The sequence below is a fragment of the Burkholderia ambifaria AMMD genome (genome assembly GCF_000203915.1).
Lineage (GTDB): Bacteria > Pseudomonadota > Gammaproteobacteria > Burkholderiales > Burkholderiaceae > Burkholderia > Burkholderia ambifaria.
The window spans coordinates 2,555,615-2,570,315 of sequence record NC_008390.1; the positions used below are offsets into that span (position 1 = coordinate 2,555,615).

Below are 14,701 nucleotides of genomic sequence, written 5' to 3' on the forward strand. Positions count from 1 at the left end.
GCCGGCATGGCCGGGCCGCCCGGCCGGCGAAGGGTCAGCGTGCTGCCGCTCGGCGGGTGACGGCGCCTTCAATCGCGCTTGCCCCCGATCGAGTTGAGCCGCGTCACCATGTGGTTCGCCATCCCGCGGAACCCGCCGGACACGCCGCGCCACAGACGCGGCAGCGCCCACGCCGACGCCGCGATGAACGCGGCGAGCAGCACGAGGAACGCGAGGGGAACGAAGAACGCGAGCGCGAGGCCGCCGAACACGAGCCCGTCCTCGGTGGACGACGCGACCCAGTTGGAGATCGGTTCCGGAGAGAGATTGATCAGCGCGCGCGTGCCGGCCTTCGCGACGTGCGCGGCGCCGGCGAGCGAACCGCCGGCCAGGCCGGCGACCGCGAGCACGGTCGGGTCGGCATGGCCGAGCGCACCGGCGGCCAGCACCGCGCCGGCCGGAATGCGGATGAACGTGTGCACGGCGTCCCACAGGGAATCGAACGCGGGGATCTTGTCGGCGAGGAATTCGGTGACGGCGAGCACGGCGGCGGCGCCGATGACCCACGGAGACGTGAGGACCGCGAGCGTATCGGGCAGATGAAGCCAGCCGACCCGCGCGAGCGCGCCGGCGATCAGTACCGTCAGGTAAAGGCGCAGCCCGCTCGCCCACGCGAGCCCCGCGCCGAGCGAAATGGCTTCGATCATGGCCCTCTCCTTGCACGTGCCGTGCGATTTGCCGATTGATCGGATCGAGTCGGTATGACCGGCCGCGCGGCGCTTGGCGACCGGCCCCGCCTGCCGCGAACGGCGCAACGGCATTCAGGCCCGAATGCGTTCCATTATAGACAGGCTGTCAGGAGGGCCGACGCAATTCCGCGCTGCGTCACGGCCGGGCGCGGGCGCCAGCCGGCGCCCGGCAGGCCGGTATCAGGCGGACGACGACAGTTTGAGGCCGACCAGCCCGAGCACGATCAGCGACGCGCTCGCGACGCGGGCGACGGTCAGCGCCTCGCCCATCATGACAATCCCGAATATGAACGCGCCGACCGCGCCGATCCCCGTCCACACCGCATACGCGGTGCCGAGCGGCAGCTGGCGCATCGCGACCGCGAGCAGCCCGAAGCTGGCGAGCGACGTGACGATCGTAAACACCGACGGCCAGAGTTTCGTGAAACCCTCTGACGATTTCATGCCGGCCGCCCAGGCCACTTCCAGCAAACCGGCGATCAACAACAATACCCACGCCATCTCGACCTACTCCGTCTCGGATGGGGCCGTCCCCGTTGAATCGAATGACCCGGGGTCGTCCCCGGGCGGCGCCGAGTATAACAAGAGGCTTACAGGTATGCAGGATGCCCACATTGAGAATCGGGCCGGAGCAGGGTCCGGCCGCGGCGGGCGCGCCGCGCTCAGTTCGCCGCGCGCTTGGCGCCGCCGCCGACGCAGCGGTCGTCGCGGTACAGCGCCCATTCGTCGCACACGCGGCCATCCTTGAACACGCACATCCCGACCTGACCGCTCGGCAGGTTGCGGATCATGTGGCGGCCGCCGAGCTTCACGCAGTTGACCGACGCGGGATTGGCAAGCGCCGCTTGCGGCGCCGAAGGCTGCTGCCCGGGCGGCAGCGGCTGTGCGAACGCGCCGGATGCGGCAAGCGCCAGCGTACACATGACGACCAGACGGACGGACATTGCACCCTCCTCGGTTTCGTTCGCGTAACGGTCAGCATAGCGGGGAATGCGTGGCCGGTGGGCGCGGCCTGCGCGTGCGGCGACGATGTCGCGCCGACGCAACTTCACCGGCGCGCGGCCTTGCATTCCGGCCGCATCACGCGGCGGGCGTCATGCCGCGATCATGTAGCGCCGACGAGCCGGTAGCCGACACCCGTCTCGGTGACGATGTGCTCGGGCTGCGCGGGATCGCGCTCGAGTTTCTGGCGCAGATGCGCCATGTAGATGCGCAGATAGTGGTGGCTCTCGACATGCGACGGGCCCCACACGTCGCGCAGCAGCTGGCGATGCGTGAGCACGCGTCCCGCGTGCCGCACGAGCGTCGCGAGCAGCCGGTACTCGAGCGGCGTCAGATGCACGATCTCGCCGTCGCGCCACACCTGGCGCATCGCGAGATCGACGCTCACGCCGCCGAAGCTGACCTTCGGCGATTCGTTCGCGCCGCCCTGGTTGCGCCGGCGCAGTTGCGCGCGGATCCGCGCGCGCAGTTCGGACACGCCGAACGGCTTGGTCAGGTAGTCGTCGGCGCCCGCGTCGAGCGCGGCGACCTTCTCGTCTTCCTGCGTGCGCGCGGACAGCACGATCACCGGCACTTCCGACCAGCCGCGCAGCTCGCGGATCACGTCGAGGCCGTCGGTATCGGGCAGGCCGAGGTCGACGATCACGAGATCGGGCTTGCGGGTCGCCGCGTCGATCAGCCCCTGCTTGCCCGTCTCCGCCTCGAACACGGCGATGTCCTCCTCTTCGAGCGCGGCGCGCACGAAACGGCGGATCTGTTTTTCGTCCTCGATCAGGACGACGGTCAGGCTCGGTTCACTCATGGTCTGGCAAGGGCTCGGAGGGTGACGATGCGCCGGGCACGTCGAGGTCGTCGTCGGGTACGGCAGGCACGGCCGGCGGCGTGTCGACCGGCAGCGTGAACCAGAAGCGCGCGCCCGTCACGCGGCCGTCCGGCCCGGTCCGGTTGAGCGCGCCGATTCTACCGCCGTGCGCCTCGACGATCGCGCGGCAGATCGCGAGGCCGAGCCCGATGCCCGGCGTCGCCGATTCCTTCTCGCCGCGCGTGAACTTGTCGAAGATGCGCGTTTCCATCCCGCTCGGCAAGCCCGGGCCGTGATCGTCGACGTGCACGCGCACGAACGGGTGGCCGTCGTCGGTCACGCGCTCCGCGCCGATGTCGATCGGCGTGTCGGCCGGCGTGTACTTCGCCGCGTTCTCGAACAGGTTGGTGAACAGCCGCTCCATCAGCACGGCGTCCATCTGCAGCAGCGGCAGGTCGGCCGGCAGCGACACGCGCGCGGGATGCTGCGCGAGCACGCGCTTGCACGCGGCGAGCGCGGCGCCGACGGTTTCCTCGAGCAGCGACCACTCGCGCTTGAGCTGCACGCTGCCGGCCTGCAGCCGCGCCATGTCGAGCAGGTTCGTGACGATGCCCATCATCCGCAGCGCCTCGTCGTGGATCGCGTCGACGAGTTCGCCTTCGCGCTGCGCGGAGCGTTCGGCCGCCGGCGTGTGCGGCGCGGCCGCGCGCGCGTTCGCGAGCATCGACGAAAAGCCGACGATCGTCGTGAGCGGCGTGCGCAGGTCGTGCGAGATCGCCGACAGCAGCGAGTTGCGCAGCCGCTCGGACTCCATGTTGACGAGCGCATCGCGCGCGATCTCGACGTAGTGCACGCGTTCGAGCGCAAGCGCGATCTGCGCGGCGAACGCATCGAGCATGCGCAGCTGCTCGGGCACCTCGAGCTCGCGCGGATCGCGCGACGCCACCGCGAGCACGCCGCGCGTGCGCATCGGCGCCTTCAGCGGCAGATACAGCGCGGTGGTCGCGGGCAGCGTGTCGGTGCCGCGCCCGGCCGGCTTCTGCTGGTCGTACACCCACTGGCCGACGTCGCAGTCGAGATCCGCGCCCGTCAGCGTGACGACCGCGTCGGGTTCCTCGATCTTCTGCCGCACCTGGTCCGCGCTGTCGGGCAGCAGGAACGCGACACGCGCGCGGAACACCTCGCCCACGTGGCGGCTGCCGATCTCGACGATCTGCTCGGTCGTCAGCGCCGCGCCGAGTTCGCGCGCCATCGCGTAGATCGCGCCGGTCCGGCGCTCGCGGCGCTGCGCGATGCTCGCCTGCCGCGTCAGCGTCGACGTCAGGTGGCTGATCACGAGCGACGTGAGCAGCATCCCGAAGAAGGTCAGCAGGTATTGCGTGTCGCTGACCGAGAACGACATGCGCGGCGGCACGAAGAAGAAGTCGAACGCCGCGACCGACAGGAACGACTGCAGCACGCCCGGGCCGCGCCCGAGCCGCACGGCCGAGAACACGACGCCGAGCAGGTACAGCATCACGAGGTTCGTCAGGTCGAGCCGCGCGGACACGACGCTCGCGACACCGGTGATCGCCGCGCAGATCGCGGCGGCGTACAGATAGTGTTGCAGCGGCGAACGCCGCGTGCCGAGGTGCGCAAACGCATCGCGCCAGTCGCGTGCGCCCGCGTCGAGCGGCACCGCGCGCACTTCGTCGCTCGCCGACGCACGGATCAGCATCAGGTCGACGTCGCCCGCGCGTTCGGCGAGCTTTTCGCCGAACGGCCGCGCGAAGCGGCGCGCGAGCCCGACCTTCGACGAGCCGCCCGCGACGATCTTCGACACGTTGCGCACCTTCGCATAGCCGATCAGCGCGGCAACCGCGTCGTCGCCGGCGAGCGTGGCCGTCTCCGCGCCGAGCTCGGCCGCGAGCTTCAGCGCATCGAGCGTGCGCTGCCGCCGCGCGTCCGGCAGCCGCTGCAGCCGCGGCGTCTCGACGTACACGGCGATCCAGTCGGCCCTCACGCTCGCCGCGAGCCGCGCGGCCGCGCGCACCAGCGTGGGCGCCTCGGGGCCGGGCCCGACGCACACGAGCAACCGCTCGCGCGCCTGCCAGATGCGCTGGATCGAACGGTCGGCGCGGTACTCGCGCATCTGCGCGTCGACGCGGTCGGCCGTGCGCCGCAGTGCCAGTTCGCGCAGCGCGATCAGGTTGCCTTTGCGGAAGAAGTTGCGCACCGCGCGCTCGGCCTGCTGCGCGAGATACACCTTGCCGTCGCGCATCCGCTCGAGCAGCTCCTCGGCCGGCAGGTCGACCAGCGTGACCTCGTCGGCCGCGTCGAACACGCGGTCGGGCACGGTCTCCCACACGCGAATGCCGGTGATCGCGCCGACCACGTCGTTCAGGCTTTCGAGGTGCTGGACGTTGACGGTGGTGTACACGTCGATGCCCGCATCGAGCAGTTCGTAGACGTCCTGCCAGCGCTTCAGGTGACGCGCGCCCTGCACGTTCGAATGCGCGAGCTCGTCGACGAGGATCAGTTGCGGGGCGCGCGCGAGCGCGCCGTCGAGATCGAATTCGGCGAGCGTGCGGCCGCGATACTCGATGCGCGCGAGCGGCAGCACGTCGAGGCCGTCGAGCAGCGCGGCGGTTTCGCCGCGGCCGTGGGTCTCGACGATGCCGACCACGACGTCGACGCCGTCCTGCAGCCGCTGGCGCGCGGCCTGCAGCATCGCGTAGGTCTTGCCGACGCCCGCGGACGCGCCGAAGAAGATCTTCAGCTGGCCGCGCCGCTGCTTTTCTTCGTCGCGCTGCAGCTTGTCGAGGAGTTGGTCGGGATCGGGGCGGTTCATGCGTGACGAAGGCGAAGCGCCGGATGGCGCGCGAGTATCGGCATTGTTGTTCCAAATCGCCGCAAAAGGCAAAGACGGCGCAAGCGCCGTCGGAAAAATCGGACCCGGCGCGCCGCAAGCCGCGCCGGGAAGCCCGCGTCCACTTTCAGTGCGCGGCCTGCGCTGCGTCGAGCGCGAGGTTCAGCTTCAGCACGTTCACGCGCGGCTCGCCGAGCACGCCGAACTGGCGGCCCGCCGTGTTCGCGGCGACGAGCTGCGCGACCGCGTCGGCGCTCAGGTTGCGCGCCTTCGCGACGCGCTCGACCTGGTACGCGGCGGCGGCCGGCGTGATCTCCGGATCGAGGCCGCTCGCCGACGCCGTCACGAGGTCGACCGGCACGGGCGTCGACATATCGGTCCCCGCGTCGCGCAGCGCGGCGATGCGCGCCTTCACCTGCTCGGCGAGCGACGGATTCAGCGGGCCGAGGTTCGAGCCGCCGGAGCCGCTCGCGTTGTACGGCATCGGCGACGTGGCCGACAGCCGGCCCCAGAAGTATTTCGGCGCATCGAACGGCTGGCCGATCAGCGCGGAGCCGACCGCACGGCCGTCCTTCTCGATCAGGCTGCCGTTCGCCTGCGACGGGAACACGGCCTGGCCGAACACGGTCATCACGGCCGGGTAAGCGAGCCCCGTCACGGCGGTCAGTACGACAAAGATCACGACGAGCGGGCGAATCAACGTTTTCATGATGGTTCCTTCAGGTACGGCGCATCAGGCCCAGCCGAGCGCGGCGAGCGTCATGTCGATCAGCTTGATGAACGGGAACGGCAGCAGCAGGCCGCCGAGGCCGTACACCAGCAGGTTGCGGCGCAGCAGCGACGCGGCGCCGAGCGGCCGGTAAGGGACGCCCTTCAGCGCGAGCGGGATCAGCGCGACGATGATCAGCGCGTTGAAGATCACCGCCGACAGGATCGCGGATGCCGGCGAGCTCAGGTGCATGATGTCGAGCACGCGCAGCTGCGGGTACGTCGTCACGAACGCGGCCGGGATGATCGCGAAGTACTTCGCGATGTCGTTCGCGATCGAGAACGTGGTCAGCGAGCCGCGCGTCATCAGCATCTGCTTGCCGATCTCGACGATCTCGATCAACTTCGTCGGGTTCGAATCGAGGTCGACCATGTTGCCGGCTTCCTTCGCCGCCTGCGTGCCGGTGTTCATCGCCACGGCCACGTCGGCCTGCGCGAGCGCCGGCGCGTCGTTGGTGCCGTCGCCCGTCATCGCGACGAGCCGGCCGGCCGTCTGGTGCTCGCGGATCGTCGCGAGCTTGGTTTCCGGCGTCGCTTCCGCGAGGAAATCGTCGACGCCCGCCTCCGCCGCGATCGCCGCGGCCGTCAACCGGTTGTCGCCCGTCACCATCACGGTCTTGATGCCCATCTTGCGCAGTTCCGCGAAGCGCTCCTTGATGCCGCCCTTCACGATGTCCTTCAGCTCGATCACGCCGAGCACGCGCGCCACGCCGTCATGCAGGTCGGCCACGACGAGCGGCGTGCTGCCGCGGCGCGCGACGTCGTCGACCGCGCGGCGCACTTCTTCCGGGAAGCGGCCGCCGTGCGTCTCGACGTAGCGGCGAATCGCGTCGGCCGCGCCCTTGCGGATCTCGCGGCCGGGCGTGCCGGCGGGCGTCCCCTCGGGGAACAGATCGACGCCGCTCATGCGCGTCTGCGCGGAAAAGCCGAGGAACGTCGCGTGCAGTTGCGCCATGTCGCGCTGGCGGATGTTGAAGCGCTCCTTGGCCAGCACGACGATGCTGCGCCCTTCCGGCGTTTCGTCGGCGAGCGACGACAGCTGCGCGGCGTCGGCCAGCGCTTCCTCGGTGACGCCCGGCGCGGGCACGAACATCGACGCCTGGCGATTGCCCAGCGTGATCGTGCCGGTCTTGTCGAGCAGCAGCACGTCGACGTCGCCGGCCGCTTCCACCGCGCGGCCCGACGTCGCGATCACGTTCGCCTGCATCATCCGGCTCATCCCCGCCACGCCGATCGCGGACAGCAGGCCGCCGATCGTCGTCGGGATCAGGCACACCAGCAGCGCGACGAGCGCGGTGATCGTCACCACGTGACCGGCCTTCATCGCTTCGACCGAGAACATCGAGAACGGCAGCAGCGTCGCGGTCGCGAGCAGCATCACGATCGTCAGCGCGACGAGCAGGATCGTCAGCGCGACCTCGTTCGGCGTCTTCTTGCGCTTCGCGCCTTCGACCATCGCGATCATCCGGTCGAGGAACGCCTCGCCGGGGTTCGCGGTGACCGTCACGACGATCCAGTCGGACAGCACGCGCGTGCCGCCCGTCACCGACGAGAAGTCGCCGCCCGACTCGCGGATCACCGGTGCGGATTCGCCGGTGATCGCCGATTCGTCGACGGAGGCGACGCCGTCGATCACCTCGCCGTCGGCCGGGATCACGTCGCCGGCCTCGACCAGCACGACGTCGCCGCGGCGCAGGTCGGACGCGGTCGTGATGCGGATCGGCGACTTCGGATGCGGCTCGTTCAGCTTCTTCGCCAGCACATCCTTCTTCGCGCTGCGCAGCGATGCGGCCTGCGCCTTCGACCGCCCTTCGGCGAGCGCTTCGGCGAAGTTCGCGAACAGCACGGTGAACCACAGCCACAGCGCGATCGCGAGGATGAAGCCGGCCGGCGCCTCGGCCTGGCCGGCGAGCGCCGCGATCCACAGGATCGTGGTCAGGATGCTGCCGACGTACACGCAGAACATCACCGGATTGCGGAACTGCGTGCGCGGCGTGAGTTTCTTGAACGAGTCCACGATCGCCGGACGCAGCAGCGCCGGATCGAACATGGACCGTGTTGCGGAATGTTGAGTCATTGCGATCTCTTCAATCTCTTCAGTCGTTTCAACGTGTCGCGATGCGCTCGCGCGTTACGCGCCCAGCCACATCATCAGATGCTCGACGCCCGGGCCGAGCGCGAGCGCCGGCACGTAGGTCAGCGCGCCCACCAGCAGCACGGTGCCGAGCAGCAGCACGACGAACAGCGGGCCGTGCGTCGGCAGCGTGCCGCTCGTCACCGCGATGCGCTTCTTCGCGGCGAGCGAGCCGGCGATCGCCAGCACCGGCACGATCGTGCCGAAACGGCCGAACCACATCGCGATCGCGGTCATCCAGTTGTAGAACGGCGTGCCGACCGTCAGGCCCGCGAACGCGCTGCCGTTGTTGTTCGCGGCCGAGCTGAACGCGTACAGGATTTCCGAGAAGCCGTGCGGGCCCGGATTCGCGATGCCGGCCTTGCCTGCGTCGGCCAGCACGGCGATCGACGTGCCGACCAGCACGAGCAGCGGCGTGAGCAGCACGACGATCGACACCATCTTCATCTCGTACGACTCGATCTTCTTGCCGACGTATTCGGGCGTGCGGCCGATCATCAGGCCGGCGACGAACACCGCGAGCAGCGCGAACACGAGCATCCCGTAGAGGCCCGAACCGACACCGCCGAAGACCACCTCGCCGAGCTGCATCAGCAGCATCGGCACGAGGCCGCCGAGCGGCGTCAGCGAATCGTGCATCGTGTCGACCGCGCCGCACGACGCGGCCGTCGTCGCGACCGTGAAGATGCCGGTCTGCGCGATCCCGAAGCGCGTTTCCTTGCCTTCCATGTTGCCGCCCGACTGCAGCGCGCCGGCCGCCTGGTCGACGTGAAGCGCGGCGAACGTCGGGTTGCCGCCCTGCTCGGCGCTCACCTCGACGCCGACCGCGACCGCGAACGCGACCGTCATCGCCGCGAGCACCGCGATGCCCTGCCGGCGGTCGCCGATCATGCGGCCGAACACCAGGCACAGCGCGGCCGGGATGATCAGGATCGAGAAGATCTGCAGGAAGTTCGCGAACGGCGTCGGGTTCTCGTACGGATGGGCGGAGTTCGCATTGAAGAAGCCGCCGCCATTGGTGCCGAGCATCTTGATCGCTTCCTGCGACGCGACCGGGCCCATCGCGAGCGTCTGCTTGACGAGCGGCGTCGGCACCGTCACCGGGTTGCCCTTGTCGTCCTTCACCGGGCTGCCCTGCGCGTCGAGCTTCGGCGCCGCGTAGGTGCTCGCCTGCAGCACCGGCACGTCCTGATACGCCTTCATGTTCTGGATCACGCCCTGGCTCATCAGCAGCGCGGCGACGAGCGCGGCCATCGGCACGAGCACGTACAGCGTCACGCGCGTGAGGTCGACCCAGAAGTTGCCGATCGTCTGCGCGGTGTGGCGCGCGAAGCCGCGGATCAGCGCGATCACGACGACGATGCCGGTCGCCGCGGACAGGAAGTTCTGCACGGTCAGGCCAAGCATCTGCGTCAGGTAGCCGACCGTCTGCTCGGGCGTGTAGTCCTGCCAGTTCGTGTTGGTGACGAAGCTGACGGCCGTGTTGAACGCACCGTCGGGCGTCATCGCGCCGAACTGCTGCGGGTTGCCGGGCAGCAAGCCCTGCAGGCGCAGCAGCCCGTAAAGGAACAGCACGCCGAGCGCGTTGAACGCGATCGTCGCGATCGCGTATTGCTTCCAGTTCATTTCGGTGCCGGCGTCGACGCCGGCAATGCGGTACAGCACTCGCTCGAGCGGCCCGAACACGCGCACGACGCGCGAGCTGCCGTCCATCACGCCGCTCAGGTAGCGCGCGACGGGTACGGCCGCCGCGAGCAGCACGACGATGAACAGCAGTATCTGCAACAGGTTGTTCGCGTTCATTCGATGTCCTCCGCGCGCAGCAGCGCAAAGACGAGATACGCGAACAGCAGGGCCGTCGACGCGCCCGCCAGCCAAAGCATCCACGTCATGCCCGCCCCCCGCGACCGTATTGCACGAGCTTCTCGCAACCGGCAAGCAAACCGAGGATCAGCGCGGTGAACAGCACCAGTGCACCGATGAAAACCCCATCCATTTTTGTGTTCTCCGTCGTCGAAATCTGACGACTCGAACCTTATGGGAACGCGCGTAAAGGACGGGTCAAAGGTGATCGGGCGGGTGTAAAAAACGCGTAAACGCGTGCGGCGGAGGACGGCGGGCGGTTGCGGCGTGCGGGAGAGCAGACAGGACGGGCGGCGGCCGGCGCCGCCCGCAAGGGCGCGTGCCGGCGGGGTGCCGGCACGACGGAAGGGTCAGGGAATGAGGATCGTCGAGCCGGTCGTCTTGCGCGACTCGAGGTCGGCATGCGCGCGGCCGACTTCCGCGAGCGGATAGCGCTGGTTGATGCTCGTCTTCACCTTGCCCGTCAGGATCACGTCGAACAGCTCGGCGGCCGCGGCTTCGAGATCGGCGCGCTTCGCGATGTACGAGAACAGCGTCGGCCGCGTGAAGAACAGCGAGCCGCGCGACGAGAACTCCTTCGAGTCGATCGCCGGCAGCGGGCCCGATGCATTGCCGAAGCTGACGAAGTAGCCGAGCGGCGCGAGGCAGTCGAGCGAACCGATGTAGGTGTCCTTGCCGATCGAATCGTAGACCACCGGCACGCCCGCGCCGTTCGTGATCTCCTTCACGCGCTGCGTGAAGTTCTCGCGCGTATAGACGATCGGATGATCGCAGCCGTGCGCCTTCGCGAGCGCGGCCTTCTCGTCGGAGCCCACCGTCCCGATCACGGTCGCGCCAAGCGCCTTCGCCCACTGGCACACGAGCAGGCCGACGCCGCCGGCCGCCGCATGGATCAGGATCGTGTCGCCGGCCTTCACCGGGTACGTGCGGCGCAGCAGGTAGTGCGCGGTCAGCCCTTGCAGCATCACCGAGGCCGCGTCGTCATCGCTGATCCCGTCGGGCAGCTTCACGAGCCGCTCGGCCGGCATCACGCGCTCCTGCGCATACGCGCCCGGCGGCTGCCCGACGTACGCGACGCGATCGCCCGCCTTGAAGGCGGTCACGCCGTCGCCGACGGCCGTCACCTCGCCCGCCGCCTCCATCCCGAGCCCGCCGGGCAGCGGCTGCGGATAGAGGCCCGTACGGAAATACACGTCGATGTAATTGAGCCCGACCGCCTGCTGCCGGATGCGGACTTCGCCGGCCTTCGGCGCGCCGACCTCGACATCGACCCACTTCATCACGTCCGGGCCGCCCGGCTGGTCGTATCGGATTGCTTTCGGCATCGTTTCGCTCCTCGTTTCTGAATCGGTCAGGGGATATTCGGGTCGCCGACGCGCGGGCCGTCGCCCACCGTGCAGACGGGCGCCGGCGGCAGTTGCGCGTCGCGACGCCCGATTCTCGCGCGCAACCGTCGGGCGTGGGCATGGCCCTGACGCAAGCAGGGGCAATCGGGCCGGCACGCGCGCTAGCAGACGTCCTGCATGTTCCGCGCCAGATCGTCGAGCAGCATCCGCGCGGTCGCGACGTTGGTCGCGACCGGCACGTCGTGCACGTCGCACGCGCGCACCAGCGCGGTGATGTCCGGATCGTGCGGCTGCGCGGTCATCGGGTCGCGCAGGAACACGACGATGTCGACGCGGCCGTCGGCCAGCTCCGCACCGATCTGCAGGTCGCCGCCGAGCGGCCCCGACAGCTTGCGCTCGACCTCGAGCCCGTGCGCGGCGGCGATGCGGCCGCCCGTCGTGCCCGTCGCGACCAGCCGGCATTGCGCGAGCGTCTCGCGGAACTGGCCCGTGAGCGCGACGATGTCGTCCTTCTTCGCGTCGTGCGCAATCAGTGCGATGCGGGGTTTGCTCATCTCCGGTTCCTTCGTGGTTCGATGGTTGTCGTCTTCGTGAATGGCGGTGCGCGCGTCAGAACGTGCCCGGATACGCGCCGCCGTCGAGCAGCCAGTTCTGCCCGGTGATATAGCCGGCATGCACGCTGCAGAGAAACGCGCACGCGGCGCCGAATTCGGCACGCGTGCCGAGGCGCCCGGCCGGGATCTCCTTCGCGCGCCGCGCGCGCAGCTCGTCGACCGTCACGCCCTGCGCCTTCGCCGACGCGGCAAGCGTCGTCGCGATCCGGTCGGTGTCGAACAGCCCCGGCAGCAGGTTGTTGATCGTCACGCCCTGGCCGGCGACCTTGCGCGACAGCCCCGCGACGAAGCCGGTCAGCCCCGAGCGCGCGCCGTTCGACAGCGCAAGCACGTCGATCGGCGCCTTCACGGCCGAACTCGTGATATTGACGATCCGGCCGAAGCCGCGCCCGATCATCCCGTCGACGGTCGCGCGGATCAGCTCGATCGGCGTCAGCATGTTCGCCTCGAGCGCGCGGATCCAGTCGTCATGCGAGAAATCGCGGAAGTCGCCGGGCGGCGGGCCGCCCGCATTGTTCACGAGAATATCCGGCTGCGGGCAGGCGGCGAGCGCGGCCGCGCGCCCGTCGGGCGTCGTGATGTCGCATGCGACGGCAGTGACCGACACATTCGACGCGGCGCGGATCTCCTCGGCTGTTTCCTCCAGCGTGTCGCGCGTGCGCGCGACGATCACGAGATTCACGCCCTCGGCGGCCAGCGCTTCCGCGCAGCCGCGCCCGAGGCCCTTGCTCGCCGCGCACACGAGGGCGGTCTTTCCTGCGATGCCGAGATCCATCGTCGATTCCTTTATGGCGACGCGCGCCGGCGCGGCCCGGCCCCGGCCGCATCGCCGGACGGGCGAACGGTCGCGAACGGGCTGGCACGACGCGCGGATTGTCGTGAGACGTCGATAATATCCGGATCGCGCGGCGCGCCTTGGTAAAATTGCGGCCATAAGCGGCAGCCGGCTTGCGCCCGCCGCCGCCCCCGATCCCCTTTTGCCGTTCAAGGCGCCCCCGTCATGAAACAGGACAGCCGTTTCCCGAATCTCTTCATCACCGATCACCCGCTGATCCAGCACAAGCTCACGCACATGCGCGACAAGGACACGTCGACGCGCACGTTCCGCGAGCTGCTGCGCGAAATCACGCTGCTGATGGGCTATGAGATCACCCGCAACCTGCCGATCACGACCAAGCGGGTCGAAACCCCGCTCGTCGCGGTCGACGCACCGGTGATCGCGGGCAAGAAGCTGGCGATCGTGCCCGTGCTGCGCGCGGGCATCGGGATGTCGGACGGCCTGCTCGACCTGGTCCCGTCCGCGCGGGTCGGCCACATCGGCGTGTACCGCGCGGAAGATCACCGCCCGGTCGAATACCTGGTGCGCCTGCCGGACCTCGAAGACCGCATCTTCATCCTGTGCGACCCGATGGTCGCGACCGGCTACTCGGCCGTGCACGCGGTCGACGTGCTCAAGCGCCGCAACGTGCCGGCCGCGAACATCACGTTCGTCGCGCTGGTCGCCGCGCCCGAAGGCGTGCAGGTGTTCCAGGACGCCCACCCGGACGTGAAGCTGTTCGTCGCGTCGCTCGACTCGCACCTGAACGAGCACGCGTACATCGTGCCGGGCCTGGGCGACGCGGGCGACCGCCTGTTCGGCACCAAGAACTGACGCGCCGCGGCCGGACCGACCGGCCGGTGCGCGGCGACGGCCCGCACCGGCCGTTCGGCCATGCGCGGCGGCCCCGAAGCGACGGTCGCCGCGTGATAAAATCACGTTCTACTCGACACGCGCGGCCCCGCGGCATCACGCCCGCCGACACGGCCGCCGATTCAACGACACATTGGCACAATCGCCCGCGCAGCGCGCCCGGGCACGGAGAAAGGTATGGCTGGTCATTCGAAATGGGCCAACATCAAGCATAAGAAGGCAGCGGCCGACGCGAAGCGCGGCAAGATCTGGACTCGCCTGATCAAGGAAATCCAGGTCGCGGCGCGCCTCGGCGGCGGTGACGCGAACTCGAACCCGCGTCTGCGTCTCGCGGTCGACAAGGCGGCCGACGCGAACATGCCGAAGGACAACGTCAAGCGCGCGATCGACCGCGGCGTCGGCGGCGCGGACGGCGCGAACTACGAAGAAATCCGTTACGAAGGCTACGGCATCAGCGGCGCGGCCATCATCGTCGACACGCTGACCGACAACCGCATCCGCACGGTCGCGGAAGTCCGCCACGCGTTCTCGAAGTTCGGCGGCAACATGGGCACCGACGGTTCGGTCGCGTTCATGTTCGATCACGTCGGCCAGTTCCTGTTCGCGCCCGGCACGTCGGAAGACGCGCTGATGGAAGCGGCGCTCGAAGCCGGCGCGGACGACGTCAGCACGAACGACGACGGCTCGATCGAGGTGCTGTGCGACTGGCAGGCGTTCTCGGCGGTGAAGGACGCGCTCGAAGCCGCGGGCTTCAAGGCCGAACTCGCCGAAGTGACGATGAAGCCGCAGAACGAAGTCGAATTCACCGGCGACGATGCGGCAAAGATGCAGAAGCTCCTGGACGCGCTCGAGAACCTCGACGACGTGCAGGAGGTGTATACGAACGCCGTCATCGTCGAGGAATGA

The 14,701-nt window shown here is 69.2% G+C and carries 14 protein-coding genes; 2 read left to right on the top strand and 12 right to left on the bottom strand.

Features of this window, described 5'->3' with window-relative positions; all coding sequences use genetic code 11:
* Positions 1-68: 68 nt before the first annotated feature.
* The 12 genes from BAMB_RS11730 to BAMB_RS11790 all read right to left on the bottom strand — a co-directional run bounded on the left by BAMB_RS11730 (position 69) and on the right by BAMB_RS11790 (position 12,880).
* Positions 69-686 (bottom strand): DUF4126 domain-containing protein, encoded by a 618-nt coding sequence (locus BAMB_RS11730; RefSeq protein WP_011657507.1) that lies wholly within the window; start codon positions 684-686, stop codon positions 69-71.
* A 222-nt stretch (positions 687-908) separates the two neighbouring features.
* Positions 909-1,229 carry a quaternary ammonium compound efflux SMR transporter SugE gene (sugE, locus tag BAMB_RS11735; RefSeq protein ID WP_011657508.1) on the bottom strand — a complete coding sequence of 107 codons (321 nt, stop codon included), beginning with the start codon at positions 1,227-1,229 and terminating at the stop codon, positions 909-911.
* A 161-nt stretch (positions 1,230-1,390) separates the two neighbouring features.
* Positions 1,391-1,672, bottom strand: a complete 282-nt coding sequence (locus BAMB_RS11740; RefSeq protein WP_011657509.1) for a putative hemolysin — start codon at positions 1,670-1,672, stop codon at positions 1,391-1,393.
* A 161-nt stretch (positions 1,673-1,833) separates the two neighbouring features.
* The gene (kdpE, locus tag BAMB_RS11745; protein ID WP_011657510.1) at positions 1,834-2,532 is read right to left on the bottom strand and encodes a two-component system response regulator KdpE; all 699 of its coding nucleotides are present in this window, start codon (positions 2,530-2,532) and stop codon (positions 1,834-1,836) included.
* On the bottom strand, positions 2,525-5,362 hold the full coding sequence (locus BAMB_RS11750) for a DUF4118 domain-containing protein (protein ID WP_011657511.1): 2,838 nt from the start codon (positions 5,360-5,362) through the stop codon (positions 2,525-2,527). The genes kdpE and BAMB_RS11750 overlap by 8 nt, the downstream gene beginning before the upstream one ends.
* A gap of 145 nt (positions 5,363-5,507) precedes the next feature.
* Positions 5,508-6,089, bottom strand: a complete 582-nt coding sequence (gene kdpC, locus BAMB_RS11755) for a potassium-transporting ATPase subunit KdpC (RefSeq protein ID WP_011657512.1) — start codon at positions 6,087-6,089, stop codon at positions 5,508-5,510.
* A 24-nt stretch (positions 6,090-6,113) separates the two neighbouring features.
* Positions 6,114-8,225, bottom strand: coding sequence for a potassium-transporting ATPase subunit KdpB (kdpB, locus tag BAMB_RS11760; protein WP_011657513.1), 2,112 nt, complete (start codon positions 8,223-8,225; stop codon positions 6,114-6,116).
* 54 nt (positions 8,226-8,279) lie between these two features.
* Positions 8,280-10,085, bottom strand: a complete 1,806-nt coding sequence (gene kdpA, locus BAMB_RS11765; RefSeq protein ID WP_011657514.1) for a potassium-transporting ATPase subunit KdpA — start codon at positions 10,083-10,085, stop codon at positions 8,280-8,282.
* On the bottom strand, positions 10,082-10,174 hold the full coding sequence (kdpF, locus tag BAMB_RS11770; protein ID WP_006752209.1) for a K(+)-transporting ATPase subunit F: 93 nt from the start codon (positions 10,172-10,174) through the stop codon (positions 10,082-10,084). The genes kdpA and kdpF overlap by 4 nt, the downstream gene beginning before the upstream one ends.
* Positions 10,175-10,495: 321 nt before the next feature.
* On the bottom strand, positions 10,496-11,470 hold the full coding sequence (locus BAMB_RS11780) for a quinone oxidoreductase family protein (protein WP_011657515.1): 975 nt from the start codon (positions 11,468-11,470) through the stop codon (positions 10,496-10,498).
* A gap of 182 nt (positions 11,471-11,652) precedes the next feature.
* On the bottom strand, positions 11,653-12,045 hold the full coding sequence (locus tag BAMB_RS11785; RefSeq protein WP_006752212.1) for a methylglyoxal synthase: 393 nt from the start codon (positions 12,043-12,045) through the stop codon (positions 11,653-11,655).
* Between the two features lie 55 nt (positions 12,046-12,100).
* The gene (locus tag BAMB_RS11790) at positions 12,101-12,880 is read right to left on the bottom strand and encodes an SDR family oxidoreductase (protein WP_011657516.1); all 780 of its coding nucleotides are present in this window, start codon (positions 12,878-12,880) and stop codon (positions 12,101-12,103) included.
* Positions 12,881-13,105: 225 nt separating this feature from the next.
* On the opposite strand from BAMB_RS11790, the gene upp reads away from it, so the two are divergent.
* Both upp and BAMB_RS11800 read left to right on the top strand, forming a co-directional pair.
* Complete coding sequence (gene upp, locus BAMB_RS11795) at positions 13,106-13,756, top strand: uracil phosphoribosyltransferase (RefSeq protein ID WP_011657517.1); 651 nt, start codon at positions 13,106-13,108, stop codon at positions 13,754-13,756.
* 216 nt (positions 13,757-13,972) lie between these two features.
* Positions 13,973-14,701: a YebC/PmpR family DNA-binding transcriptional regulator gene (locus BAMB_RS11800; protein ID WP_011657518.1), complete on the top strand. Its 729-nt coding sequence runs from the start codon at positions 13,973-13,975 to the stop codon at positions 14,699-14,701.